General features: G+C 59.3%; 22 protein-coding genes. 7 read left to right on the top strand and 15 right to left on the bottom strand.

Features of this window, described 5'->3' with window-relative positions; translation table 11 throughout:
• Nucleotides 1-289 precede the first annotated feature (289 nt).
• From M2366_RS08350 to M2366_RS08380, 7 genes are all read left to right on the top strand, one after another.
• Nucleotides 290-1189, top strand: a complete 900-nt coding sequence (locus tag M2366_RS08350; RefSeq protein ID WP_259235800.1) for a flagellin — start codon at nt 290-292, stop codon at nt 1187-1189.
• 589 nt (nt 1190-1778) lie between these two features.
• Nucleotides 1779-2663 (top strand): flagellin, encoded by an 885-nt coding sequence (locus M2366_RS08355; RefSeq protein ID WP_259235801.1) that lies wholly within the window; start codon nt 1779-1781, stop codon nt 2661-2663.
• Nucleotides 2664-2709: 46 nt separating this feature from the next.
• Nucleotides 2710-3168, top strand: a complete 459-nt coding sequence (locus M2366_RS08360) for a flagellar protein FlaG (RefSeq protein WP_259235802.1) — start codon at nt 2710-2712, stop codon at nt 3166-3168.
• A 31-nt stretch (nt 3169-3199) separates the two neighbouring features.
• A complete protein-coding gene (gene fliD / locus M2366_RS08365) occupies nt 3200-4606 on the top strand; it encodes a flagellar filament capping protein FliD (protein ID WP_259269423.1) in 1407 nt (468 codons plus the stop codon).
• Nucleotides 4607-4635: 29 nt separating this feature from the next.
• Nucleotides 4636-5058, top strand: a complete 423-nt coding sequence (fliS, locus tag M2366_RS08370) for a flagellar export chaperone FliS (RefSeq protein ID WP_241343939.1) — start codon at nt 4636-4638, stop codon at nt 5056-5058.
• Nucleotides 5055-5381, top strand: coding sequence for a hypothetical protein (locus M2366_RS08375; RefSeq protein WP_259269424.1), 327 nt, complete (start codon nt 5055-5057; stop codon nt 5379-5381). The genes fliS and M2366_RS08375 overlap by 4 nt, the downstream gene beginning before the upstream one ends.
• Entirely contained in the window at nt 5381-7474 is a 2094-nt protein-coding gene (locus M2366_RS08380) for a 6-hydroxymethylpterin diphosphokinase MptE-like protein (RefSeq protein WP_259269425.1), read from the top strand. The genes M2366_RS08375 and M2366_RS08380 overlap by 1 nt, the downstream gene beginning before the upstream one ends.
• Before the next feature lie 95 nt (nt 7475-7569).
• On the opposite strand, the gene M2366_RS08385 is transcribed toward M2366_RS08380, so the two are convergent.
• The 15 genes from M2366_RS08385 to gltB form a co-directional block, all read right to left on the bottom strand.
• Nucleotides 7570-8235 (bottom strand): trans-aconitate 2-methyltransferase, encoded by a 666-nt coding sequence (locus M2366_RS08385; protein ID WP_259269426.1) that lies wholly within the window; start codon nt 8233-8235, stop codon nt 7570-7572.
• Nucleotides 8236-9294 (bottom strand): pseudaminic acid synthase, encoded by a 1059-nt coding sequence (gene pseI / locus M2366_RS08390; protein ID WP_259269427.1) that lies wholly within the window; start codon nt 9292-9294, stop codon nt 8236-8238.
• Nucleotides 9291-9854 (bottom strand): UDP-4-amino-4,6-dideoxy-N-acetyl-beta-L-altrosamine N-acetyltransferase, encoded by a 564-nt coding sequence (gene pseH, locus M2366_RS08395; RefSeq protein ID WP_259269428.1) that lies wholly within the window; start codon nt 9852-9854, stop codon nt 9291-9293. Before pseH ends, pseI begins: the two co-directional genes overlap by 4 nt.
• On the bottom strand, nt 9836-10780 hold the full coding sequence (locus M2366_RS08400; RefSeq protein ID WP_259269429.1) for a hypothetical protein: 945 nt from the start codon (nt 10778-10780) through the stop codon (nt 9836-9838). The genes pseH and M2366_RS08400 overlap by 19 nt, the downstream gene beginning before the upstream one ends.
• A complete protein-coding gene (locus M2366_RS08405) occupies nt 10781-12070 on the bottom strand; it encodes an aminotransferase class III-fold pyridoxal phosphate-dependent enzyme (RefSeq protein WP_259269430.1) in 1290 nt (429 codons plus the stop codon).
• Complete coding sequence (locus M2366_RS08410) at nt 12067-12822, bottom strand: glycosyltransferase family protein (protein WP_259269431.1); 756 nt, start codon at nt 12820-12822, stop codon at nt 12067-12069. Before M2366_RS08410 ends, M2366_RS08405 begins: the two co-directional genes overlap by 4 nt.
• On the bottom strand, nt 12819-13664 hold the full coding sequence (locus M2366_RS08415) for an aldo/keto reductase (RefSeq protein WP_259269432.1): 846 nt from the start codon (nt 13662-13664) through the stop codon (nt 12819-12821). The genes M2366_RS08410 and M2366_RS08415 overlap by 4 nt, the downstream gene beginning before the upstream one ends.
• Nucleotides 13655-14797 carry a UDP-4-amino-4,6-dideoxy-N-acetyl-beta-L-altrosamine transaminase gene (gene pseC, locus M2366_RS08420; RefSeq protein ID WP_259235813.1) on the bottom strand — a complete coding sequence of 381 codons (1143 nt, stop codon included), beginning with the start codon at nt 14795-14797 and terminating at the stop codon, nt 13655-13657. The genes M2366_RS08415 and pseC overlap by 10 nt, the downstream gene beginning before the upstream one ends.
• Nucleotides 14794-15798: a UDP-N-acetylglucosamine 4,6-dehydratase (inverting) gene (pseB, locus tag M2366_RS08425; RefSeq protein WP_259269433.1), complete on the bottom strand. Its 1005-nt coding sequence runs from the start codon at nt 15796-15798 to the stop codon at nt 14794-14796. Before pseB ends, pseC begins: the two co-directional genes overlap by 4 nt.
• A 98-nt stretch (nt 15799-15896) precedes the next feature.
• Nucleotides 15897-16304 (bottom strand): rhodanese-like domain-containing protein, encoded by a 408-nt coding sequence (locus M2366_RS08430; protein WP_259269434.1) that lies wholly within the window; start codon nt 16302-16304, stop codon nt 15897-15899.
• Between the two features lie 15 nt (nt 16305-16319).
• Complete coding sequence (locus tag M2366_RS08435) at nt 16320-17147, bottom strand: cobalamin-binding protein (RefSeq protein WP_224430718.1); 828 nt, start codon at nt 17145-17147, stop codon at nt 16320-16322.
• On the bottom strand, nt 17140-18093 hold the full coding sequence (locus M2366_RS08440) for a cobalamin biosynthesis protein (protein WP_404972792.1): 954 nt from the start codon (nt 18091-18093) through the stop codon (nt 17140-17142). The genes M2366_RS08435 and M2366_RS08440 overlap by 8 nt, the downstream gene beginning before the upstream one ends.
• A gap of 5 nt (nt 18094-18098) precedes the next feature.
• Nucleotides 18099-18791, bottom strand: coding sequence for a 5'-methylthioadenosine/S-adenosylhomocysteine nucleosidase (mtnN, locus tag M2366_RS08445; protein WP_259269435.1), 693 nt, complete (start codon nt 18789-18791; stop codon nt 18099-18101).
• A gap of 291 nt (nt 18792-19082) precedes the next feature.
• Nucleotides 19083-20498, bottom strand: coding sequence for an FAD-dependent oxidoreductase (locus M2366_RS08450; RefSeq protein ID WP_259269436.1), 1416 nt, complete (start codon nt 20496-20498; stop codon nt 19083-19085).
• A gap of 11 nt (nt 20499-20509) precedes the next feature.
• Complete coding sequence (gltB, locus tag M2366_RS08455) at nt 20510-24967, bottom strand: glutamate synthase large subunit (protein WP_224430716.1); 4458 nt, start codon at nt 24965-24967, stop codon at nt 20510-20512.
• Nucleotides 24968-25548: the final 581 nt, after the last annotated feature.

The following is a 25548-nucleotide window of genomic DNA, read 5'->3' on the forward strand; positions in this document are numbered from 1 at the left end:
CTTGTCTTGGTCTCTTCCCCTTGTCAGGAGGAGAGTGTTTGCCGCTGAAAGTGTCAGGGCGGCAATTAATTACCTAAAGCTTCCGATTGTGCAGCCGCTACAGAGTGTGAAGCAATTGATGGGGTGTTCGGAAGACCAACATTTGCGCAACTGCGGGTCCTATGTCTGTTCAAACAAGGGACCCGCCAGATGGTACAGCCCCGTTCAAGCTGTCCGTCTGAACGGTGGGATCCTGACTGTGTGACACAAGCAGAGCCCGCAGTTTCTTGTTCATCAGGAGAAATTTTTTATGGCCATGTTTATCAATACCAACACTTCATCATTGAACGCCCAGCGTAACTTGATGAACACCAGCAAGTCGTTGGATACCTCTTATACCCGTCTGGCATCGGGCTTGCGCATCAACAGTGCAAAAGACGATGCGGCGGGTCTGCAAATCTCCAACCGTCTGACCTCCCAGGTCAACGGCCTGGATCAGGGCAACCGCAACGCCAACGACGGCATCTCCCTGGCGCAGACCGCCGAAGGGGCTATGGATGAAGTGACCGGCATGCTGCAGCGTATGCGCACCCTGGCCCAGCAATCTGCCAACGGCTCCAACTCCGCCAAGGATCGCGAAGCCTTGCAGAAGGAAGTGGACCAGCTGGGGTCTGAAATCAACCGTATCTCTACCGATACCACCTTCGCTGGTACAAAATTGCTGGATGGCAATTATGGCGGAACCTTCCAGGTGGGGGCCGATGCCAACCAGACCATAGGCTTTAGTTTGAGTCAGGCTGGTGGCTTCAGCATTTCAGGGATTTCGGCTGCGGCTGGGACGTCAATTACGACAGCCACTGGGGCGACTGTGTTGGTCTCCGCTATCTTTGTCGGTGGCAGTGCCGGTGGTATCAGTATCAGTAGCCAGAGCAACGCCCAAAACGTGCTGGCAGCTGTCGATTCCATGCTGGGTGTGGTGGATGGCAAACGTGCCGAGCTGGGGGCGGTACAAAACCGGTTGGATTCGACCATCCGCAACCAGGCCAATATCTCCGAAAACGTATCGGCTGCACGCTCCCGTATCCGTGATGCGGATTTTGCCACCGAAACCGCCAACATGACCAAGCAGAACATCCTGCAACAGGCTGCTTCCAGCATCTTGGCACAAGCCAACCAGCGTCCACAGTCAGCACTGCAACTGCTGGGCTAAGCTGGTTAGTTTCAACGTTTTGATAGCGTAGCGAGGTGTTCGAATGAACACCTCGTTCTATTGATAAAGAAATTTTTCCATACTTCCCAACTGGTTGTGCAGAACTCTCATCTTGTTATCCTCGAGATTGTTCTCTTGGGAGTGATCTCTTCTCTGACCAACGATTGGCTGCTCTCATATCTGACGCCAAAAACAGCGCACCATTATCTCCCGTAATTTCCCGCATCAATAGCGTCAGCGATTATCTATATGAAGGAGCTCTGTCAAGGGACACACTCCATTTCTGGGCCATCATTTTGGCCTTTCTTTGCCACCCTGAGCAGTAAGGCGGAAGGCGCTTGCCTCTTTGTTGATGAGGGTGGCAATAAATGTCCTAAAGCTTCTGATGGGGCTGCCGTTACAGGATATGAAGCAAATTGAGGGGTGTTCGGAAATCCAACATTTGCGCAACTGCGGGTCCTATGTCCGTTCAAACAAGGGACCCGCCAGGTGGAACAGACTCGTTCAAGCTGTCCACCTGAACGGTGGGATCCTGACTGTGTGACACAAGCAGAGCCCGCAGTTTCTTGTTCATCAGGAGAAATTTTTTATGGCCATGTTTATCAATACCAACACTTCATCATTGAACGCCCAGCGTAATTTGATGAACACCAGCAAATCGTTGGATACCTCGTACACTCGCCTGGCATCCGGTCTGCGTATCAACAGCGCCAAGGATGATGCGGCGGGTCTGCAGATCTCCAACCGTCTGACCTCCCAAGTTAATGGTCTGGATCAGGGCAACCGCAACGCCAACGATGGCATCTCCCTGGCGCAGACCGCGGAAGGGGCCATGGATGAAGTGACTGGCATGCTGCAGCGTATGCGCACCCTGGCCCAGCAATCTGCCAATGGCTCCAACTCCGCCAAGGATCGCGAAGCCCTGCAAAAGGAAGTTGATCAGCTGGGGTCAGAGATCAACCGCATCTCCAAAGACACCACCTTCGCCGGCACCAAGCTGTTGGATGGCACTTATGCTGGTAACTTCCAAGTGGGCGCCGATGCCAACCAGACCATCGGCTTTAGCCTGTCTCAGGCTGATGGCTTCAGTATTTCAGGTATTGCGGCGGCGGTATCTGCATCAGGTGGCGCTGCAGTCGGAAGTATCTTCACCAGCGGTTCTACTGTCGGTGGGATCAGTATCAGTAGCCAGAGCAATGCTCAAGATGTTCTGGGTGCAGTCGATGCCATGCTGGGCGTGGTAGATGGTAAGCGTGCCGAGTTGGGTGCGGTGCAAAACCGCCTGGATTCGACCATCCGCAACCAGTCCAACATTTCCGAAAACGTCAGTGCTGCGCGCTCCCGTATCCGGGATGCAGACTTTGCGACTGAGACTGCCAACATGACCAAGCAGAATATTCTGCAACAGGCGGCGTCCAGCATTTTGGCTCAGGCCAACCAGCGTCCGCAGTCAGCCCTGCAACTGTTGGGCTAAGCCGGTACCCAAAAGTCCAACACAGATTGATTAGGAGGAGCAGCAGATGGCCACTGAATCGATAATCTTGCCTTCTGTTACTTCGACACTAACTCAGCATGGCGGCCCTCAGGCCGCTATGTCTGTTTCTCCGCCCACATCCGGTGGAGCTAACGCAGTCGAACAGGCGAGTGTCGAATCGACAGCCAAGGTATCGCAGGAACAGCCTACGCATACCAAAACCTCGGAATTACGTAAAGAGCAGGTCTTGATTGAAAAAGAGGCCCAAGAATTGCAGGAAAGGTTGGACAACCTGAGCAAGCTGAAAGGATGGACCATCAATTTCAGTCTGGTTCCTGAGCTTGATCAACCCGTTATCAAGGTGATTGATGTTGATACCAAGCAAGTCATTCGCCAGATCCCGAGTGAAGAAATGCTATTGATAAGCAAACGGTTACAGTCGATGGACCAGACGAGCAACAGTGGTATTAGCCTATCTGGACTGCTGTTTGATGATCAGGTGTGACCTAAATTTTTAAGTTGATAGACAGGAGGACGTGATGGCAATTACTTCTGCGGGAGCGGGTTCTGGACTCGATCTTGAGAGCGTGATCGCGGCGAGTGTGGCAGCTAAAAAGGCCCAGTTGCAACAGCCGATCGTGACCAAGCAAAACAGTACACAGATCACCTTGTCTGGCATAGGTCAGCTCAAGTCCTCCATATCTGCTTTCACCGATATTCTCGACAAGTTGAGTGCCCCCGGCGCATTCAACAAACGCGCCATCAACATTACCCAGAGCAAAGACGATCCCATCTTGAAGGTGGAGAGCAAGACTGGTGGATCCAATGGGCAGTACAACATTACTGTCAATAAGTTGGCACAGACGAGTCGTCAGGAGGGGATATTCGATAGCTCTACGACCCCTATGGTGACTCAGGATGGTCAGCTGACGTTCAAGGCCGGTGACAAGACGTTCAAGGTGGACGTCAAGGCGGGTTATACCCTGCAAGATATCCGCAAGAGCATCAACAGCAATGGGGATAACTTCGGTCTCAGTGCCAACATCGTCAACACGGCAGATGGCAAGGCCAAGCTGATGATTGACTCCGGTATCTCGGGGGATGGCAAGGATCTGACCATTACCGGCAATACGGCTGAACTCGGTATTTTTGAGGCGGGGGGCGGGGTCATGAACCAGACCCGGCCAGCCAGCAGTGCCGAGATCAACGTGGATGGCAACGTCCTCAAGAGTGACACCAATACCTTTGATGACTCCATTCAGGATCTGAAGATAACCGTACTGCGCGTCTCGGATGCGGATAAAGACAGCAGCGTACCTGGGGCGCTCAAGTCAAACAAGGTGGATATCACCACCGACAAGACCTCTATCCAGGAGCTGGTCCAGCAGTTTGTGGATGGCTACAACACGCTGCAAGACAAGATGAACGCCCTGGACAAGCGTGGCACCTTCGTCGGCGGTGTGAAGCAGGATGATGGCGGCGCCCTGGCTGGTGACGCCACTACCCGCGCCATCAGCTCTTTCATGAGCAATCTGCTGGTCAGCCCCTCCAAAAACAGTGGCACCTATTCCACCGTCTTCGAGATCGGCATGAAGATGGATAACAAGGGCAAGCTGTCTCTGGACAAGACGAAGTTCAGCGAGGCTATCGACAAGAACTTCGATCAGGTTGTGGCGCTATTTGGGGGGGATGATGGTTTGGCATCCACCTTGAACAAGGGGCTGAAGGAATACACCAAGAGTGGCGGCATGTTGGCACAGCGGGAAGATGTGCTGAATTCGGATCTGCGCAGCCTCACTCAAAAAACATCGACGGCCAATGCCCAGCTGACAAAATATGAAGCGGCCTTGCGGGCCCAATACGGTAGCCTGGATGCCTTGTTGGTCAAAATGAATAACTCGGCATCCGCCCTGGCGTCGCTACAAATAAACAATAAGAATTGATTAATCGTGATATTACGAGGACTCATATCATGTACAACCGTAATCTGAAGGCATATAAGGCAACCAGCATCGCGGCTGATTTGACGGTCGCCGATCCTCATCGTGTCATTCAGCTTATGATGCAAGGCCTTCTCGAGCGCCTGGCTCAGGCCAAGGGCGCCATCGAGCGGCAAGATATGGAGGCAAAATCGGTTGCTGTTTCCAAGGCGCAAGGGTTGCTGCACGGACTGCAGGATGCGCTCGACCTGAGCCAGGGGGCCATGGCCGAGGATCTGTATGGACTCTATGCCTATATGGATGAGCGTATCTGGGATGCGAGTCTGGCACGGGATATTGCGCCGCTTGAGGAGGTGATGGGGCTGATGGTGACCATCAAATCCGGTTGGGATCAGCTGCCAGAGGCCGAAAAACAGCAAGGCTATCAGATGAGACAACAGCTGGGTGAGTTGTGAGCATCACACTATCCTCCCTCGATGAGGCACTGACGGAAAATGCTCATCTGATGGAGACGCTGCTGCAGCAGCAGCAATATGATAATGCGTTGCTTTGCATGGATGACAGGTTGGACTTGGTCGCGCGCCTGGTACAACTAGCTAAGGATGAGCCAGCGCAACAGCAGGACATCGCTACGTTGGCAACCGTGCTCACCATTCAAGAAGCAAGCATGAGTGTCTTGGCTACCAGTCATCATCAAACTATTTTCAAGCAGCTGACTCTGGTTGGGAGAGCCAACAAGGCTGGGCGAGCTTATCGTGTGAACAGCAAGGAGTTTTGATGTCACTCAATATCGACGCAACCCTGGTCAAAGCCGAACAAGACGCACTGCGACTTCAACAGCAGGCAGTACAGGAAGCGGCCATGGCGATGGCCTTACCGCTGCGCTTTGAACAGAATATGGCGGCATTTCGCCAATATATCCCCCATATCGCCGATATGTACGAAGCCTACCAACCCGCACGCCCTTTCCGATTCTTCTGCAATGAGAATGGCCAACCCAACTTGGCCTGGCTCGACGATGAGGTCGCCGTTTATGGGGCCGAACCCTACCTCATCTGCGAGACGCTGGTGACCGAGTTCATGGAGAAGGGGGGGCTATCCAAGTTCTCCTTCAGCCAGGAGGCAAATCCACTTGGCTTCATGCATGTGGAATACCTCAACAAACTCAATGCCTATCTCGACGATATCTCGGCCCGGGAGGTGATGCTGGATCGAGTACCCCATGAGGTACCCAGCGCCCTGATCTTCGGGGTGGGGCTGGGTTACCATCTCGGTTACCTCTATGAGCAGTGCAAGATTGGCACCCTGTTCCTGTTTGAGCCGGATCTGGATCTGTTTTACGGGTCGCTGTTTTGCTTCGACTGGGCTCCCCTGCTGGCCTATCTGCATCAGGAGAATCTGGGGCTGCACATACTGCTGGGACAGGATGAAGAGACCATAGTCAAGGATTTCGCGTCGGCCATTCACAGTCGGGGTTCTTTCCTCATCGCCAACGCCTTCATCATGTGGGGGTATCAGGGCGATAAGATAAAGAAACTGATAGAGAAGGTGCAGCAGGAATATTATCTGCTGGTGATGGGCTGGGGCTTCTTCGATGACAACCTGATCGCCTTGTCTCACACCATCAACAATATCGAGCGTGGTGTGCCGTTCCTGCAAAAAGATCGGCGGATCTCGCCCCAGTATCAACGTACCCCCATCTTCATCATCGCCAACGGTCCCTCGCTGGACGAATCCATCGCCGTCATCGCAGAAAATCAGGACAAGGCCATCCTGATCTCCTGTGGCAGTGCCATCTCGGCCTTGCACAAGGTGGGCATCAAGCCGGATATCCATGTCGAGACCGAGCGTACCAAGATCGTCTATGACTTCCTGGTGAATCTGGATGATCCTGACTATCTGCGCGATGTGCTGTTCCTGAGCACCGACGTCATCCATCCAGATTGTGCCACCCTGTTCAACAACTCGGCGCTTGGGTTCAAGCTCAGCGAGCCCGGGGTAGTGCTCTACCAGAACTACTTCTCTCAACTGAAGCCCTGTGCCGGGCTCGGCGGGGTGAATCCCCTGGTGGGCAATATCGGGATCAGTGCCCCCATCCACCTCGGGTTCAAGCATCTCTATCTGTTCGGTCTGGACAATGGCTACAAGCACAAGGGACACCATCACTCCAAGCTCAGCTCCTATTACAACGATGAGGAGAATGCCGGGGCCCTGGGGGAGATGATGTATGGCGACAGCCTGTGGCAGCGTGAGGGGAACTTCGGTGGCATGGTTATCAGCAACGCCATGTTTGATACCTCCCGCCGGGTGATGGAGCAGGTGTTGGCCACCAATGACGAGGTGCGCTGCTTCAATTGCAGCGATGGCGCCAGGATTGAGAAGGCCAGGGCCTTGCCGAGCACGGAGATAAGCCTCTCCCTGCCGATCGACAAGTCCGCCCTGCTGGGGGAGATTTCGGCACTCTGCGAGCCCATTCCCTTGTCCAAGCAAGACTTTTCCCCGCTGCTCGACGTCGAGTTTTTCAATGTGTTCATCGACAAGATGATGGACGAATGGCAGCAGCCATTCTCGTCCCGCAATGAGCTGAACCAGCTGATGCTGCGCAATTTTGGTTACCTTGCCCAGATCGCCGCGACCCGGCAACAGCATATTTCCCAGACCATGGTGGGGTCGATGAACTATGTGTTCACCCTGCTGAGCTCCATTCTCTATTCGTTCGAGGGGGAAGAGGAGACACTGGTGCTGATGAAGCCGGCCATCGAGCTGTGGCTGGAGTTCCTGGGGAAGGTAAGGGAGATGTATCCGAGGGCGCTCGACAGCGTCGATATGATCGATAACGAAGTGATGGCTCTCTTCAGGAAGAAAGCGTAGGAAACAGGCCGGAAGGCCTGTTCAGAACATCAGCCGAAAGATGGACCTGTAACCGGGCCCGAAAAGAACAATGCCGACCCGTGGGTCGGCATTTTTTATCGCTTCGCATAAGGATTTTTCGCCGCGAGCAGCCTCGCGTCCTTGCGCAATATCTGTACCGAAATCAGTGCGTCCGGCTCAAGTTCGGCGCCACCGTCGTGATGCTGCACGTGTTCAAACAGGCGATGGTAGCCCGGGTGCCAGCCAAACAACTCTCCGTAATTCATCTTGTAGCTGAAGAGATTGGCGTGATGTTGATAGTCGTTGCGATAGTGGCCGGCCGGGGGATTGAAATCCAGTATGGTCATGAGGCCCCGATCCGCCAGCAGGGCATCACTGCCGGCGGCAATCCTGAACAGATCCTGGGGATCGCACAGATAGAGGCAGAAGCCGAAGATGATGAGATCGACCGGTTCTATCTCGGGCAGGTTGTCGGCTGTTCCCACAGTGAGCTGCAACCCTGGATAGCGGGAGAGCCCATCCTGGATGGCGCTGGCGGACGGATCCACCCCATAGCAACGGGCGCCGTAGTGCTCGGCCAGCTGTGCCAGCCGCCAGCCGTTGGCACAGCCTATCTCCAGGATCCTGGCAGGTTTGCTGCCCAGATATTCCAGCGCCTTGAAGATGGGGTCACTCGCCAGGGATTTCTCGAGGATGGCGGCCTTGTTGCGCTCGTACCATTCGTTCCCTTCCCGAGCCATGAAGACGTTCTTCTGTTGCATCTACTGCTCCTCGGCAACTTGGGCAATCAATGGCCATGCCAGCGGTGTGCCAGCCTGAATATCCTGGCTTGCACGGCGACCCAGCAGGGAGGGGAGGTGAACCGGGGGTAATCCATCCGCAGGTCGGACGGAGCGGACATTGCGGGAGGTAAAGACCTCTCCGGCTTTCATCGGCTCACAGACGAAGAGTGAGCGGGAGAAGTGCCGGTTTGCCATCGCCTTGTCATTGAGGCTGTAGCAGACCTCCCCCAGGGCTGCTTCAACCTGCCTGATCCCGTCGACCATATGGCAGAACTCGTCCGGTGTCATGGAGAAGGAGGCGTCCGGCCCACCCAGGGCGCGATCCAGAATAAAGTGTTTTTCAATCACGCTAGCCCCCAGCGCGGTAGCGGCCATGGCCACGGCCTCTCCCAGGGTATGGTCGGACAATCCTACCTTCACCCCGAATGTCTGTCGCATATTGGGAATGGTGAGCAGGTTGGCCTCCTCCACCGGAGCGGGGTAGGAGGAGGTGCACTTGAGCAGGGTAATATCCTGATTGCCCATGCGGCGGCAGGCCTGCACGGCGGCATCGATATCGGCCAGGGTCGCGATGCCGGTCGAGATGATCATCGGCTTGCCCTTGCTGGCTGCGTATTCGATCAGGGGAATGTCGGTGATTTCGAACGAGGCGATCTTATAGAGGGGGACATCGAGGTCTTCCAGAAAATCGACCGCGGTGACATCAAAGGGGGTGGAGAAGAAGACCAGCCCCTCTTTCTGCGCCTCGGCCTGGATGGCGGCATGCCACTCCCAGGGGGTATAGGCCTCTTGATAGAGCTTGTAGAGTGTGGTGCCATCCCAGATGGTGCCCTGATTGATCTGGAAATACTCATTGTCGCAATCCAGGGTGATGGTGTCGGCCGTGTAGGTCTGGATCTTGATGGCATCGGCACCACATGCCTTGGCCGCGCGTACCGTCGCCAGCGCCGTCTCCAGGGAGTGGCCATGGTTGGCAGACAGTTCGGCGATGATGAAGCAGCGATCCGGATTGATGGCGCTCGCCATGGCTTGGGTCATGAATGTGTCCACTCCTGTTCGGTGATCCCCATCAGCACGAGATCGACATGGTTTGTTGTTTGGGGGCGATAGACCGCCTCCCGCCAGGCGCCTTCATGGCGAAAGCCTGCACTCAGATAGGCTTGAATGGCTCTTTCATTGTCCGCCGCGACCTCCAGCTTGAGGGTGTGCAGATGGGCGACGTCGAAGGCGAGCCGGTTGACGGCGGTCAGCAGGCGCGCGCCAAGCCGTTTCTCGCTGCGCCAGGGATTGCGATAGATCCCGAGCCAGGCCAGGCGATTGTGCCAGTCCAGCCGGTGCAGGGAGAGTACCCCCAGGATCCCTTGAGGGTCCTGGCAGAGGTAGTTCAGGTTGCGAGTTTCCTGGTGTTGGCGTGCCATGAAGGCGCGATGCGCCTCCTGGCTGATGTCACCCCCTGTGTTCATCCAGCGTGCAATATCCGGATGGTTGCGCATCTGCCAGACCGCCACTATCTGCTGCTCGTCCAGCATGGAAAAAGGGATGAGGGTGACGCCGGCCAGCTCGAAGCGGCGCTGCAGATCTATCTCTGGTTGAGCCATGAGAGGGCCTCCAGGGTGCCGTTTCCTGCCATCAGCGCTTGCAGCTTGCGTGCTCGTCTGGAGCGTTCGTCCGGTGCTGCCAGTCTTGCCAGCCCTTGTTCCAGCCGGGAGAGCAAGCCGGCATCATGCCACCAGCCGCCCGGGAGGAAGGCGTCCGGACCGCACCAGCCAGCCAGCTGGCTGGCCTGGTTGTCGGCAACGCCGATGAGCAGGCCCGGCAGACCGCAGCGCGCCAGCTCATAGGTCACCTGTCCGGCACTGCTGATGGCCAGATCGCAGCGACACATGAGAGCGGTCATCTGGTTGGCATCGAGGCGGTGATGTTGCCTGCATCCCGACAGTCGCGGATCGTGCTCCCGGATGACGACGTCCAGCTCCACCTCCGGACAGTGCTGGCGTAGCCAGGTGACCAACCAGGGAGTCAGGTCGCGCAGGTCGGTTCCCCCCATGATGATCAGGATGCGCTCGATGCGCTCGGGAACCCGGGTTCGGGCGGGAACGGACCAGAACGGAGGGCGCAGGGGTTGCCAACCCGGTCCCCACTGCCAGAGGGCGGCACCGCACTTGTTGCCTGGGGTACCGGGGCTGGCATGGATCACCATCCCCTCTGGATAGTCCAGGCGCTCGGTGTCATCGAGGTAAATCACCCGCACAAACCCCGCCGCTATGCTCTGCAGTGTCGTCAGGCTCGCCGAATAAGAGTCGACAATGGCGACTGCCTGCTGTGGGGAGATGGGCTCTTGCTGCCAGTTGCCCCAGCGAACGGACTCCTCCTTGAGCATGGCGCTGGCCAGCTCATCGCCCTCGACCACCCAGTGGACAGTGCCGCCCTGTTGCCGCCAGGCGGCGGCATAGGCGCTGCAGCGACTGAGGTGACCCAGACCCCGCCCCTTGTCCCCTTCGCTGAAAATCCACAGGGGCAGCACTCAGCGCACCTTGAACACCGGCTGGATCGGCTCGCCATCCAGAGATTGATGAATGGCCTTGTCGGCATCCAGACGGATAAGCTTTGGCAGCACCTCGGCATAGACGCTCAACAGGGTGTGAACGTCCTGCTCGCTGTGGGCGAGGTTGAGGTTGTGGCTGCCGAGGCTGAGAATGCCCCGCTTGCACAGCTCCTGGATGAAGTAGCTTTTCAGCAGCCAGCTGGAGTGGTTGGCCGAATCGCCGATCAGCAGGAAGCTCCAGCTCGGGTGACCGGCGCTTTGCAGCCAGCTCGGGGCGTTTATTTGTTGCAGCAGTGCGTTGAGCCCATCGAGCAGTTGCTGGCCCCGCTCGGCCAGTCGTGCTGGCACGTCGAGCCGGCGCATCTTCTTGATGACGGCGTTGGCCGCCGCCAGGGCGATGGCATCACCGCCAAAGGTGCCGGAGAAGAAGATATCCTCCATGCGGCCCATGTACTGGCGGCGGCCCACCACGGCGGAGATGGGGAAGCCGTTGGCCATGCCCTTGCCAAAGGCGGCCAGATCCGGCGTGACCCCGAACAGGGTCTGGGCGCCGCCAAGGTGGAAGCGAAAGCCGGTGATGGTCTCATCGAAGATGAGCAGGGCGCCGTGCTCGTCGCAGAGCTGGCGCAGGCCGGGCAGAAATTCGGGGGTGGGCCAGGCGACGTTCATGGGCTCCAGGATCACGGCGGCAAACTCGCCGGGATGGGCCTCCAGCTGGGCCTTGAGGGAGCCCAGATCGTTGTAGTCGAAGCGATGGGTCAGTTCGCGCACGCACTCGGGTACCCCCAGATGGCGAGTGGTGGAGCCGATGTACCAGTCCTGCCAGCCATGGTAACCACAGACGGCGACCCGCTCCCTGCCGGTCACGGCGCGGGAGAGGCGGATGCAGGCGGAGGTGGCATCGGTGCCGTTCTTGCCAAAGCGCACCATCTCGGCACAGGGGATAAGCTCGATCAGCTGTTCGGCAACCTCGGTTTCCAGCCGATGGGGAAGCGAGAAGATGGAGCCCAGGTTGAGCTGCTCCAGCACGGCCTGGTTCACATCCGGGTCGCAATAGCCGAGGCTGATGGCGAGCAGACCGCTGGCAAAGTCCAGATACGAGTTGCCATCCACATCCCACACCCTGGCGCCCTGGCCGCGCTCGATAAAGAGCGGGGCGGCGCCGTAGGGGAAGCAGAGACGGCTCTTGGAGAAGGTTTGGGAGCCAAGGGGAATGCTCTGTTCGGCCCGGGCAGAGAGTGCCATTGAATGTTGATAACGTGAGGTCATGAGTGCTTCTCCTTGGCCAGAGATGTTTCCAGCCCTTCATTGCGCCGGTGTTGGGTGTTCAGGGTCGCCAGTTGCGGCTCCCGCGCCAACAGAGCGAGGATGTCTTCTGTGGTGAAGGCGGGCTTGCCCGGATAGAGCTGGCGGTAGATTTGCTCGACCAGCTCGAAATCGGCGGGCTCGTCCACCGTCCAGCGCAGCTGGGCCAGGCTCGGCGTGCGGCTCAATCTGCCTATCTTGAACAGCTCGGCATGTTGGCGGATGTAATAGGTGACATGCTCGCGCTCGGCCGGGCTCTGAGCCTGCGCTGCCAGCAGACGCAGGGTGGCGGCACTCAGGATCTCGGCGTCCAGGCCATCCGGGTAGCTGGGATCCCAGCAGTTGCTGCTGTAGTCATAGCCACCCTGCAGGTGGAGCTCGATGAGTTCATCGATGAGGGCGGGATCTGCCAGCGGGCAGTCACCGGTGAGCCTGACGATCTGGCTGGGGTTAAATCGTTGAGCGGCCAGATGGAAGCGTTGCAACACGTCGTCCAGGGGGCCACGAAAACAGGGCACGTCCAGCTCTGCGCAGAGCGCCGCTATGGCGAGATCGTCGGCCTGGTCACTGGTGGCGACCATCAGCTGATCCAGCCTGGTCGATCGTTTCAGTCGTTCAATCTGGCGGGCTAGCATGGGGACGCCCAGCAAGGGTTTGAGTACCTTACCTGGCAGCCGGCTGGAGCCCGCCCTGGCCTGTAGGATTCCGAGGATCATGATGACTTCCACTGTGCCGGGTTGATGAGGCCGGGTTCGTCGCAGGCGAGGCCGGCCAGCTCGGTGTCACTCAATGTCTGCCGCCGGGCATAGGCCGCGGCGATGGCGGCCAGCTCATGGGCATGACAGACCCCTACCACGAACCGGCTCACCTGGGGCAGGGCCGCTATCAGTGACAGCGCCTTGTCGAGAAGCGGAAGATGGGGCTGCCAGTGATCCAGCCGGGTCAGTGGCTGGGCGAAGCGCTGAAAATAGTCGGGTCGCAGATCTGGCTGCATCAGTAACAGCCCCTGCAGGAAGAAGGAGCGCACATGGATTTCACATCCCATGGCCTGCAATCGGTCGAGCCAGCCCGAGCGTAAAAAGCGCTGATCGAGCAGGTTGGCAGGCAACTGCACCAGCTCCAGGGGGTAACCCTGCTCCAGCCACAGTGCCAGCTCCTCGGGGGAGTAGACGGAGACCCCTGTCTTACCCACCTTGCCCTCTTGCTGCAGTGTCGCCAACGCTTCGAACAGGGCAGGGCTGGCATCTTGGCTGCGGTGCAGCAGCAAGCCATCCAGCCTGGTGCGCCCCAATCGTTGCAGGCTGCTCTGTACGCAGGCGTTGACCTCGGGGGGCCGGATGCCGGGGGCCAGCTTGTTTACCAGGCGAAAGTCGGCGGTCGGCCTGCTGCCAAGCCGCGATTCGGCATTGCCATAGGCCTGAGCCGTGTCCAGGGTATCCATCCCCAGCTTGCGCGCCAGGGCCAGTATGGTGTCGAGTTCGTCATCTGCTACCTCGCCCGCGCTATTGCTGATGCCATAGGCGAGCCCGAACTGCACAGTCCCCAAGGCTAAGCGCATAGTACCCGCTCCAGGGCCTCGACGACCTTGTCCTGCTCGGTTGATGAGAGGCCGGGGAACAGGGGGAGGCTGATGGCGTGCCGATAATAGGCCTGGGCGCCAGGATAGTCGGCAGGGTCGTGGCCGAGTTCACGGTAATAGGGCTGGGCCGGAATGGGCATGTAGTGGACGTTGACGCCGATGCCGGCCTCTCTCAGCTGCGCAAACACCCGGTCCCGGTTGGCGACCTGGATCACATAGAGGTGGTAGCCGCTGCGGCGGTCATCCATTTGACGCAGCGGTTGCAGCGGCAGCTCGGTCAGCAATTCATCGTAGCGGGCAGCCAGTTGTTGGCGCCGGTCGATGAAGTGGGACAAGCGGCCGAGCTGGCTCAGGCCCAGCGCGGCCTGAATGTCGGTCAGCCGATAGTTGAAGCCGAGCACCTGTTGCTCATAGTACCAGCCACCCGGACTGGGAGAGTCCAGCTGCTCGGCATCGCGGGTGATGCCGTGGCTGCGATAGAGCCTCAGCTTGGCGGCCAGCGCGGCATCGCGGGTGGTGACGGCGCCCCCTTCCCCCGTGGTGATGGGTTTCACAGGGTGGAAGCTGAAGACGGTCATGTCGCTGTGGGCACAGCTGCCGATGGGGGCATCCTGATAGCTGGCCCCCAGGGCATGGCAGGCATCCTCAATGAGGTGAATGCCATATTGCCGGCACAGGGCGCCAATCTCGGCGAGATCGCAGGGTTGGCCCGCCAGATGCACGGCGACCAGCACCCTGGGCAGGCGGGAGGTTCCCTGGACGGCGCTCAGCTTCTCTCGCAGCGCCGTCACGCTGAGGTTGCCGGTCTCGGGATCCACATCGACAAAATCCACCTGAGCACCGCAGTAGCGGGCACAGTTGGCCGAGGCGACGAAGCTGATGGCCGAGACCCAGACCCAGTCGTCCGCGCCCAGTTCCAGCGCGGCGCAGGCGAGGTGCAGGGCCGTGGTGCCGTTGCTGCAGGCGATCACATGGGGGGCTTGGCAATAGTCGGCTATTCCCTGTTCAAAGGCGGGGACCATCTGACCTTGTGTTAGATAGTCCGACTTCAGAACGGCAACGACGGCATCGATATCATCATCCGTGATGGATTGACGTCCATAGGGGATCATTCGGCTAGCACCTGCTGGTTCATGGTCTGTAGTTCATCTATCGACAGGAAGTGCTGATTATTGAGGGAATTGTATTCAAACCCAGGGTCGACCAGGGTGGCGGTCTCCCCCAGGGCATTGATCGCGAAGTCATTGTTGCGACTGCTGAAACTGATACTGGGGGAGATCACGTAATAATCTTTGAATTCAAAGGTGTGGTAGGAGTCATCGGCCGGGCACATCACCTCGTGCAGCTTCTCGCCCGGGCGGATGCCAATGATCTCCTGGGGCAGATCTGGGGCCATGGCACTGGCGAGATCGGTGATGCGCACCGAGGGGATCTTGGGAACGAATACTTCCCCTCCCTTCATGCGGGCAAAGTTGGCCAGTACGAACTCCACCCCTTGCTGCAAGGTGAGCCAGAAGCGGGTCATCTCGGCATGGGTGATGGGCAGACTCGACGCCCCTTTGGCGATGAGCTGTTCGAAGAAGGGCACCACAGAGCCGCGGGAACCAACCACGTTGCCATAGCGAACCACGGAGAAGATGGTCGGGTTCTTGCCCGCCATATTATTGGCGGCGACAAACAACTTGTCGGAGCAGAGTTTGGTGGCGCCGTAGAGATTGACCGGGTTGGCGGCCTTGTCGGTGGAGAGGGCGATCACCTTCTTGACCCCATTGTTGAGCGCGGCCTTGATGACGTTTTCGGCGCCACCTACGTTGGTCTTGATGCACTCCATGGGGTTGTACTCGGCGGCGGGCACCTGCTTGAGCGCCGCGGCATGCACCACGAAGTCCACGTCTCGCATCGCCATGTCGAGCCGCTCCCCATCACGCACATCGCCGATGAAGTAGCGCATGCAGGGGTGGTTGAAGTGCTGCTGCATCTCGAACTGTTTCAATTCATCACGGGAATAGACGATAAGACGAGCCGGTTGGTAACGCTCCAGTACCATCTGGATGAAACGCTTGCCAAAAGAGCCGGTGCCACCGGTAACCAGGATCGTTTTCTCGTTGAACATAGATATATCTCGTGTGAAGAGGAGTCTGGGGAGATTGAATGCAAAATCAGGGCCAACAATAATCAGCTGATGGCCCGTTCGGTCAATTTATCCACTGGCTATTTAGTGACGGCCTGTTTGCTTTTCACCCAGCCCTGGTAGTCGCCGCTGAGGTGATAGACATGGCTAAATCCGGCTTTTTCCAGTTCGGCTTCGGCAAGGGCGGCACGCCGCCCAGTTTGGCAATAGACCACCACAGGCAGCCTTCTGTCATCGCCGATCTCGGCCAGACGCTTGATGAGCTGGTCGTGGGAAATGTTGATAGCGCCAGGAATATGGCCCTCGGCAAACTCCTCTTTCGTGCGTACATCCAGCAGCAGTGGCCGCTTGCTCGACTGTTTCTGCCAGCTCTGCAGGGTCTGCTGGTCGATGGGGACAACGGCCATGGCATTGCTGCCAAACAAGGCTGCACCGCACAGGCAGGACCATAACAGGGGCAGCATGAGGGAGCGACGAGAGAGGGTCATGGTGATCTCCAGATCTTAAGGTTGGGTCGCGCGCGCCGTGGCGATGGCCTGGCACACCTGTTCAACCGCGTTGAGTGCTCGCGGGGTAAATCGGTGCAGCTCATCCGGGTTGATCAGGGCGAGTCGGTGTTGTTTAACCGCATCCAGCATGGGCCACTGTTGCCAGTGCTCCAGCACATGCTTGTCTCGGCTGCCCGCCAGGATGAGCTGGGGATTGGCCTTGATGATCTGCTCCAGCCCTACCTGGGGGTAGGGACCGGCCGCATCATCGACCAGATTACGGCCACCACACAGGGTGATGGCTTGCGCCGGCCAGGCGTAGCCGCTAACGCTGGTCAGCGGCGGGTTCCAGAGCTGATAGAAGACGCGGATGGACTCACCATGACCATATTTGGCCTCAAGAGCCGCCAGTCTGGCGAGATAGGCATCGGCTTGGGCATTGGCACTCTGCTGCAACCCCAGTCGCTCGCCCAGGGCACGCATCTCCTGGCCAAGAGAGGCAAAGTCGGTGGGTTCAGAGTAAAACACCGGGATGCCAAGCTGTTCGATGGGGGCCAGCATGCGGGACTGGGCCGAGCGCCAGGCCACCACCAGATCCGGTTTTTGCGCCAGCAAGGCCTCGACATTGATACTGCGGTAATTGGCCACATGGGGCAGGGCGCGCACCTGTGGTGGATAGTCGGAGGCATCATCGGTGGCGACGATGCGGCTCCCGGCGCCCATATCGACCAACAGCTCGGTGAGATGGGGGGTCAGGCTGATGATGCGCTGGGGCGGTTCGGCGCCATACGCCCTGGCCGCCAACAGACAGAGCAAGGCACAGGGCAGCAGGCGCTTAACCATGCAGGCCTCCGGCCAGAGTCAACAGCAAGGCCAGCGCGAGCCAACCCCAACCTATACACAGGAGCCGAGTGAGCAGCCGACGCGGGCTCTCCCAGGAGGGATCGCCCCCATCCCCCAGCACCGGCAGTCGCACTAGCGTGCCTTGATAGTAACGGGGCCCTCCAAGGCGCAGTGTGCATTGGTGCGCCAGGGTGGCAAGCAGGGCGCCAGCGGCGGGGTGGGGCCAACGGCTCACGCCAGTGCGCAGGGCACTCATCCCCTCTTTGACCTTGGGGAACAGGGTGGGCAGCGCCAGCAGCAGGGCGGCGGGGGCCGCTAATCCCTGATAGAGGGCTGCGGCCGGGCGGCCGAATTGCACGAAAGCCGGTTGCTTGCAGCTCCAGGCGTATTGCATCAGCTGGGCCAAACGCCACAACAAGGCGCCTTGCACCCCGGCGAGGGCAAAGCCAAGCAGGGGCCCCGCCCAGCCGCCGAGCAGGCGCAAGGTGCAGGTCTCGCACAGCGCCTTGGCGAGGCCCATGGCCGAGAGCTTGCCGGTTTCGCGCTTGAGCCAAGGGGCGGCTTGCAGCCTGGCCAGGGGCAGGGTATCGCTTTTCAGCAAGGCGCCTCCCGCCGTGGCCAAGGTACGCAGAGGGCGGGACTCTATCATCAGCAACAGAAACAAGAGGTCGAACAGCGGCTCGGAGAGGGCGAGGTTGCGCACCGCCCAGAGCCCGGCCGCGCAGGGCAGCCAGACGACCAGCAGTGCCAGTATGCCCGCCTGCCACTGCGCGCTCGGGGTGCCGTCCGGGCGATGAACCTTGTGGCCCAGTCGGCTGAGCAGGGGCTCGGCTGCGGAGAGACGTAACCAGTCAGGCCTTGGCAGCAGGGCTTCGAGCAAGGCGGCGCCCCCCATGATGGCCGCCGGGGTGGCCGCCATCAGGGTCAGGGTATCGAGGGAGGGCAGGGTTATCACAGCTTGCCGAGCAGGGAGAGGATCACCTCGGCGGAGTGCTGGCCGGCGACCTCGATAAAGGCGTCGAAGGATTCCACTTGCTCCTTGCCTGCGATGTCAGACATGGCGCGCACCACCAGATAAGGCACGCCAAACATATGACACACCTGGCCGATGGCGGCCCCTTCCATCTCGACCGCCAGCATCTGCGGGAAGTCGGCGCGGGCACGATTGATGGCATCCGGCTTGCACATGAATTGATCGCCGGTGCAGATGAGGCCCAGCTTGGTTTGATGCTTGCCGTGCAGGGCGATGCACTCCTGGGCCAGGGCTATGAGACGCGCATCGCAGGGGAAGGCGGCGGGTTGTTGCGCCATCTGGCCCATCTCGTAGCCAAAGGCGGTCACGTCCACGTCGTGAAAGCGCATCTCGCTGGCGATCACCACATCCCCTACCCGCAGCTCTTGATCGAAACCGCCGGCGGAGCCGGTATTGATCACGCAGTCGGGGGTAAATCTCTCCAGCAGCAGCGACGTGGCGACGCTGGCGGCGACCTTGCCGATGCCGGAGCGGGTCAGGATCACCTCTTTGCCTGCCAGTGTGCCGCTATAAAACTCGCAACCGCCAATCTTGGTGGTGGTCATGTCGCTAAGCTGGGCGCGCAGCAGGGCAACTTCCTGCTCCATGGCGCCGATAATACCTACTTTCATCAGAAACCTCGTCTAGGGGCTCAAGCCCGCCTAAGTTGCGGCAATCATAGCAAAAATCCGCGCCAAGCCTACAGGCGAGGCGGCCTTGGGTGATCGCTTGCACAAAAAAACGCCCCCGCAGGGACGGGGGCGTCGGTTTGTTAGTCAGAGCGACCAGAGAAGGCCTTCGGACTCATGGCCTGGGTCAAACGGCCAGATAGTCCATGATCCCTTCGGCGGCCTTGCGGCCTTCGTAGCTGATGGAGACACCACGAGGATGTCTCCTGGGTTCGCTATCGACGACGGCCGGGCTTAGACACTCAGATAGTCCATGATCCCTTCGGCGGCCTTGCGACCTTCGTAGATGGCGGTCACTACCAGATCCGAACCGCGCACCGCATCGCCACCGGCAAACACCTTGGGATTGGTGGTCTGGAAGGCGAAGTCGGACTGCTCGGGAGCACGGATCCGCTCGCGATTATCCAGCTCGATACCGAACTCAGCCATCCAGGGCTGTGGGTTGGGCTGGAAGCCAAAGGCCATGACCACGGCATCGGCGGCCAGCACCTGCTCGGAGCCTTCAACCACCACCGGATTGCGGCGACCGTTGGCATCGGGGGCACTCAGTTCGGTGCTCACCACCTTGATGCCGCAGGTGCGACCATGGGCATCGAGCTCGACGCCAATGGGTTGCAGGTTGAACATGAACTCGACCCCTTCCTCGCGGGCATTTTGCACCTCGCGCTTGGAGCCCGGCATGTTCTCGGCATCGCGGCGATAGGCGCAGATCACCTTGTCGGCGCCCTGGCGGATGGCGGTGCGCACGCAGTCCATGGCGGTATCGCCGCCGCCGAGCACCACCACCTGCTTGCCAGCGAAGTTGATGTAATCGGCCTGCGCCTTCTCAAAGCCCAGCAGCCGGTTGGCGTTGGAGATGAGGTAGGGCAGGGCATCATAGACGCCAGGGGCCTCTTCGTTGGTAAAGCCGCCCTTCATGTACTTGTAGGTGCCGACCCCGAGGAAAACGGCGTCAAACTCGCCGAGCAAGTCGGCGAAGGAGACATCTTTACCCACTTCGGTCTCGAGGCGGAATTCGATGCCCATGGCCTCGAAGATCTCGCGGCGGCGCTGCATCACCTCTTTTTCCAGCTTGAAGGAGGGGATGCCAAAGGTGAGCAGGCCGCCAATCTCTGGATACTTGTCAAACACCACGGCGCTGACGCCACCACGGGCCAGCACGTCGGCACAGGCGAGCCCGGCCGGGCCCGCGCCTATGACGGCGACCCGCTTATCGGTTTTCACCACATTGGAGAGATCCGGGCGCCAGCCCATCTCGAACGCCTTGTCGGTGATGTATTTTTCGATGTTGCCAATGGTCACGGCGCCGAATCTGTCGTTGAGGGTGCAGGCACCCTCACAGAGCCTGTCTTGCGGGCAGACCCGGCCGCACACTTCCGGCAGGCTGTTGGTCTGATGGGAGAGCTCCACCGCCTCCAGAATGCGTCCCTCGTTGGCCAGTTTCAGCCAGTTGGGGATGTAGTTGTGCACCGGGCACTTCCACTCGCAATAGGGGTTGCCGCAGTCGAGGCAGCGATCCGCCTGCATGCCGACCTGGGCCTGGTTGAAGGGCTCGTAGATCTCCACAAACTGGATCTTGCGGATTTTCAATGGCTTCTTCGGCGGGTCGACCCGCTGAACATCAACAAATTGGAATACGTTCTGGCTCATAGGTTCCCTCCTTACTGCGCCTGGATTCTGAGTTCTGCACTGGAACGACTGGTGTGGCCCAACAGTGCCTTGACGTCACTAGACTTGGGCTTGATCAGCTTGAACTTCGGCACATAGGAATCAAAGTTGGCCAAAATTTCCTCGGCGCGTGAGCTGCCGGTTTCGTTCAGATGTTCGGTAATGATGCCGCGCAGGTGTTCCTGATGAATGGCAAGGTCTGCCACTTCCAGCAGTTCCACCAGTTCGGGGTTGGTACGCTTGGTAAAGTGACCATCGCTATCGAGCACGTAGGCGAAGCCGCCGGTCATGCCCGCCGCGAAGTTGACCCCGGTTTCACCGAGGACGGTCACTATGCCGCCTGTCATGTATTCGCAGCCGTTGTCGCCAATGCCCTCGACCACCGCCAGGGCTCCGGAGTTACGCACCGCAAAGCGCTCGCCTGCGGTACCTGCCGCATAGAGTTTGCCGCCGGTGGCACCATAGAGGCAGGTGTTGCCGATGATGGCCGCCTCATGGGACTTGAACGACACGCCGACATGGGGTTTGACCACCAGCTTGCCGCCGGTCATGCCCTTGCCCACGTAGTCATTGGCGTCACCGGTCAGGATCAGCTCCAGACCGCCGGCGTTCCAGACGCCGAAGCTCTGGCCTGCGGTGCCGTTGAAGTGTACGCGTACCGGATCGCTGGCCATGCCCTGGTTACCGTGACGGGTGACAATTTCACCGGACAGGCGCGCACCGATGGAGCGGTCTGTGTTGCGGATGTCGTAGCGATACTCGCCGCCGCTCTTGGTTTCCACCGCCTCGAGCAGGTCCTCGACCATGCGCAGGTTGAGCGGCCCCTTGTCGAAGGTGGGGTTGTGTTGTTGGCAGAACAGGCTGGAACCCGCCACCGCCACCGGCTTGGCCAGGATGCCGGAGAGATCCAGCTTGGCCTGGCGGGCGGTGAGGCCGGGCAGGGCTTCGAGCAGCTCGGTGCGGCCGATGAGGTCGGTCAGCTGGCTGATACCCAAACCGGCCATCAACTCACGGGTCTCCTGAGCCACGAACCTGAAGTAGTTCATCGCCATCTCCGGCAGACCGGTGAAGTGGTCGCGACGCAGTTTCTCATCCTGGGTGGCCACGCCGGTGGCGCAGTTGTTCAGGTGGCAGATACGCAGGTATTTGCAACCGAGCGCCACCATGGGGCCGGTACCGAAGCCGAAGCTCTCGGCGCCGAGGATGGCCGCCTTGATGATGTCCAGACCCGTTTTGAGACCGCCATCCACCTGCAACCGCACCTTGTGGCGCAGGCCGTTGGCGACCAGGGCTTGTTGGGTCTCGGCCAGGCCCAGTTCCCAGGGGGAGCCGGCATACTTGACCGAGGTGATGGGGCTGGCCCCTGTGCCGCCGTCATAACCGGAGATGGTGATGAAGTCGGCATAGGCTTTGGCCACGCCGCAGGCGATGGTGCCCACTCCGGGTTCGGAGACTAGTTTCACCGAGACCAGGCAGCCCGGATTGATCTGCTTGATGTCGAAGATGAGCTGGGCCAAGTCCTCGATGGAGTAGATGTCATGGTGGGGCGGCGGCGAGATGAGCGTCACGCCAGGCACCGAATAGCGCAACTGGGCTATCTGGGCTGTCACCTTGTCCCCGGGCAGCTGGCCGCCTTCGCCGGGCTTGGCGCCCTGGGCCACCTTGATCTGCACCACATCCGCATTCATCAGATAGTGGGGGGTGACGCCGAAGCGGCCCGAGGCAACTTGCTTGATGCGCGAGTTCTTCTCGGTGCCAAAACGCTTGGGATCTTCACCGCCTTCCCCCGAGTTGCTCTGACCGCCGAGGCGGTTCATGGCAATCGCCAGGGCTTCGTGAGCCTCAGGGCCGAGGGCGCCGATGGACATGGCGGCAGAGTCGAAGCGCTTGAAGAGATTGGTGGCCGGCTCTACCTCGTCGATGGAGATGGCCTGCTGGCCTTGCTTGACCCCGATAAGGTCGCGCAGGGTCGCCACCGGCCGCTCGTTGACCAGCCGGGCATAGTGCAGGTAGTCGCTGTATTCGCCGGAGCGCACCGCGGTTTGCAGGGTCTGCACCACGTCCGGGTTATAGGTGTGGTACTCCTCGCCGTGGACGTACTTGAGCAGGCCGCCCTGGTTGAGGGGCTTGCGCTTGAGCCAGGCGGTACGGGCCAGATTGTGCTGATCCTGCTGGATATCGTCAAAGTCTGCACCCTGGATCCGGCTGGACACGCCGCGGAAGCAGGTCTCGACGATGGACTTGGACAGACCTACCGCCTCGAACAGCTGGGAGCAGCGGTAGCTGGCGATGGTGCTGATGCCCATCTTGGACATCACCTTGTAGAGGCCCTTGTTGATGCCATTACGGTAGTTGAGCATGGCCTGGCGCAGGCTCATCTTGAGCACGCCCTCTTCCAGCTGCTTGGCCAGGGTCTCGTAGGCGAGATAGGGGTAGACGGCAGTTGCGCCAAAGCCGAGCAGCACGGCGAAGTGGTGCGGGTCGCGGCAGCTGGCGGTTTCTACCAGGATGTTGGCGTCACAGCGCAGGTTGTTGTCAACCAGGGTGCGTTGCACCGCGCCCACCGCCATGGCGGCCGGGATAGGCAGGGTATCGGCACTGATGTTTCTGTCCGAGAGTACCAGCAGCACGGTACCGGCACGGGCGGCAGTCTCTGCCTCCTGGCAGATGCGCTGCACCGCGGCCTCCAGCCCTTCGCTTGGGGCAAAGTTGAGGTCGATCAGGGTGTGGCGATAGTGATCCCCTTCCAGGGCCAGCAGCTGATGGAAGTCGGAGTAGAGCAGGATAGGAGACTGGAACAGCACCCGATGGGCGTGACCAAAGGTCTCGTTGAAGACGTTCTGCTCGCTGCCGATGCAGGTCGCCAGGGACATGACATGATTTTCCCGCAGGGGATCGATGGGCGGGTTGGTCACCTGGGCAAACATCTGGCGGAAGTAATCATAGAGCGTGCGTTGACGGGAGGAGAGCACCGCCATGGGGGTATCGTCGCCCATGGAGCCCACCGCCTCCTGGCCGTTTTCGCCGAGCACGCGAATGATCTGATCCAGCTCCTCATAGGAGTAGCCAAACAGCTTCTGATAGGTCTTGAGCTGATCGTCGTCCAGCTCGCGGGCGCCGGTGTTGGCGTCGTCCATCTGCTCGAAGGGGATGAGGCGCTTGCAGTGATCTGTCATCCACTGCTTGTAGGTGTGGCGGCTCTTGAGATCGTCATCGATCTCGAAGCTGGTCCACACCTTGCCATTGCTGGTGTCGATGACGAACAGCTCACCCGGGCCAACCCGGCCCTTCTCCAGCACCTCGTCCGGGGTGTAGTCCCAGGTGCCCACTTCGGAGGCGAGGGTGATGAACTTGTCCTTGGTGATGACATAACGGGCAGGGCGCAGGCCGTTACGGTCCAGGGCGCAGGTCGCGTAGCGGCCGTCGGTCATGACGATACCGGCCGGGCCGTCCCAGGGCTCCATGTGCATGGAGTTGAAGTCGTAGAAGGCCCGCAAGTCCTCATCCATGTTGGGGTGCTTCTGCCATGCAGGCGGGATCAGCAGGCGCATGGCGCGGAACAGATCCATGCCACCGGCCAGGAAGAGATCCAGCATGTTGTCCAGGCTGGAGGAGTCCGATCCGGTGGTGTTGACGAAGGGGGCGGCCTCTTGCAGATCCGGAATGAGCGGGGTGGCGAACTTGTAGCTGCGCGCCTTGGCCCACTGGCGGTTGCCGGCGATGGTGTTGATCTCGCCGTTGTGGGCGAGATAACGGAACGGCTGCGCCAGCGGCCAGCGCGGGCTGGTGTTGGTGGAGAAGCGCTGGTGGAAGACGCAGATGGCTGACTGCAGACGGATGTCGGCGAGATCCAGGTAGAAATGCGGCAGGTCCACGGGCATGCAGAGCCCTTTGTAGACGGTGACCAGATTGGAGAGGCTGACCACGTAGAAGTAGTCATCGCTGATCCGCTTCTCGATGCGGCGACGCACTATATAGAGGCGGCGCTCGAGATCCTTGTCGACCCAGCCGGGAGGGGCGTTGACGAAGACTTGCTCTATGCTGGGCAGGGACGCCTTGGCAATGGGGCCGAGGACATGGGTATCAATAGGCACCTGACGCCAGCCGACCAGGCTCAGGGTTTCCCGCTCGAGCTCTTCGTTGATGATGTCACGGGCTTGCTGGGCCAACACGGGGTCCGGGTTGAGGAACAGCATGCCGACCGCATACTTGCGACCCAGATGCCAACCCTTCTCCTCGGCCACGGCTCTAAAGAAGCTGTCGGGTTTTTGCAGCAGCAGGCCGCAGCCATCGCCGGTCTTGCCATCGGCGGAGATACCGCCGCGGTGTTGCATGCGAGCCAATGCTGACATCGCGAGACGGACAAGCTTGTGGCTGGCTTCCCCTTCCATGTGGGCCAACAGGCCGAAGCCACAGTTATCCCTCTCCAGCTTTGGATCATATAGTGACATTGCATATCTCCCTTGCTCGGCCTTGATTCGCAAACTGCATAAATTGCGATTGGCTCTTGTGGTTCCGTCTGCCTGAAGTGGCGAATCTCCAAACTAATGGGAATTTTGCACTAGGTCAATTGGACAAGTCAGATGTTTTACTTGTTACATCCACATAACAAAATGTGGTTGCGTATTGATATGTGGGGGGTGTTTTGGTGTATTGGTTTGCTTTTTGTTGATATACCAGCGTTATATATCTAAATATTGCACTTTGTCAGTTGAGGTAGCGACCAGACCCTCTTGTAGTAATCTTACCAAGCTGCGCAATCAGTGAATGAGTTCGATCACATTTCTCTGTTGTGCGACTTGCTTTTACTTCCCACCGAGATACCGATTTATTTGTTTTTATAAACAAAAGCTTAGTGGAATTTATTCTCATCACCTGAGGTTCACTGTTGCCAGCATGACGGCAGCACCGAACGGGATAAAGTCTCGGTTGGAGATATTTATTCGGTTCAGGATGAATATTTATATGTTTTTACACCGGGCTGACTCTTGATCCAGCTCAGCATGATGGCCAACCCAGCCTGTACAATTTC

Source organism: Aeromonas sp. BIGb0405 (assembly GCF_024807335.1).
GTDB lineage: Bacteria > Pseudomonadota > Gammaproteobacteria > Enterobacterales > Aeromonadaceae > Aeromonas > Aeromonas rivuli.

Coding starts and splice junctions, on each gene's coding strand:
- M2366_RS08430 (WP_259269434.1), bottom strand. CDS start 16,304: ATGACCCTCTCTCGTCGCTCCCTCATGCTGCCCCTGTTATGGTCCTGC.
- mtnN (WP_259269435.1), bottom strand. CDS start 18,791: ATGAAAGTAGGTATTATCGGCGCCATGGAGCAGGAAGTTGCCCTGCTG.
- M2366_RS08355 (WP_259235801.1), top strand. CDS start 1,779: ATGGCCATGTTTATCAATACCAACACTTCATCATTGAACGCCCAGCGT.
- pseB (WP_259269433.1), bottom strand. CDS start 15,798: ATGTTCAACGAGAAAACGATCCTGGTTACCGGTGGCACCGGCTCTTTT.
- gltB (WP_224430716.1), bottom strand. CDS start 24,967: ATGTCACTATATGATCCAAAGCTGGAGAGGGATAACTGTGGCTTCGGC.
- M2366_RS08405 (WP_259269430.1), bottom strand. CDS start 12,070: ATGACCTCACGTTATCAACATTCAATGGCACTCTCTGCCCGGGCCGAA.
- pseH (WP_259269428.1), bottom strand. CDS start 9,854: ATGGCTCAACCAGAGATAGATCTGCAGCGCCGCTTCGAGCTGGCCGGC.
- M2366_RS08410 (WP_259269431.1), bottom strand. CDS start 12,822: ATGATCCTCGGAATCCTACAGGCCAGGGCGGGCTCCAGCCGGCTGCCA.
- fliS (WP_241343939.1), top strand. CDS start 4,636: ATGTACAACCGTAATCTGAAGGCATATAAGGCAACCAGCATCGCGGCT.
- M2366_RS08435 (WP_224430718.1), bottom strand. CDS start 17,147: ATGGTTAAGCGCCTGCTGCCCTGTGCCTTGCTCTGTCTGTTGGCGGCC.
- M2366_RS08385 (WP_259269426.1), bottom strand. CDS start 8,235: ATGCAACAGAAGAACGTCTTCATGGCTCGGGAAGGGAACGAATGGTAC.
- pseC (WP_259235813.1), bottom strand. CDS start 14,797: ATGATCCCCTATGGACGTCAATCCATCACGGATGATGATATCGATGCC.
- M2366_RS08450 (WP_259269436.1), bottom strand. CDS start 20,498: ATGAGCCAGAACGTATTCCAATTTGTTGATGTTCAGCGGGTCGACCCG.
- M2366_RS08380 (WP_259269425.1), top strand. CDS start 5,381: ATGTCACTCAATATCGACGCAACCCTGGTCAAAGCCGAACAAGACGCA.
- M2366_RS08360 (WP_259235802.1), top strand. CDS start 2,710: ATGGCCACTGAATCGATAATCTTGCCTTCTGTTACTTCGACACTAACT.
- M2366_RS08415 (WP_259269432.1), bottom strand. CDS start 13,664: ATGCGCTTAGCCTTGGGGACTGTGCAGTTCGGGCTCGCCTATGGCATC.
- M2366_RS08350 (WP_259235800.1), top strand. CDS start 290: ATGGCCATGTTTATCAATACCAACACTTCATCATTGAACGCCCAGCGT.
- pseI (WP_259269427.1), bottom strand. CDS start 9,294: ATGACCCAAGCCATGGCGAGCGCCATCAATCCGGATCGCTGCTTCATC.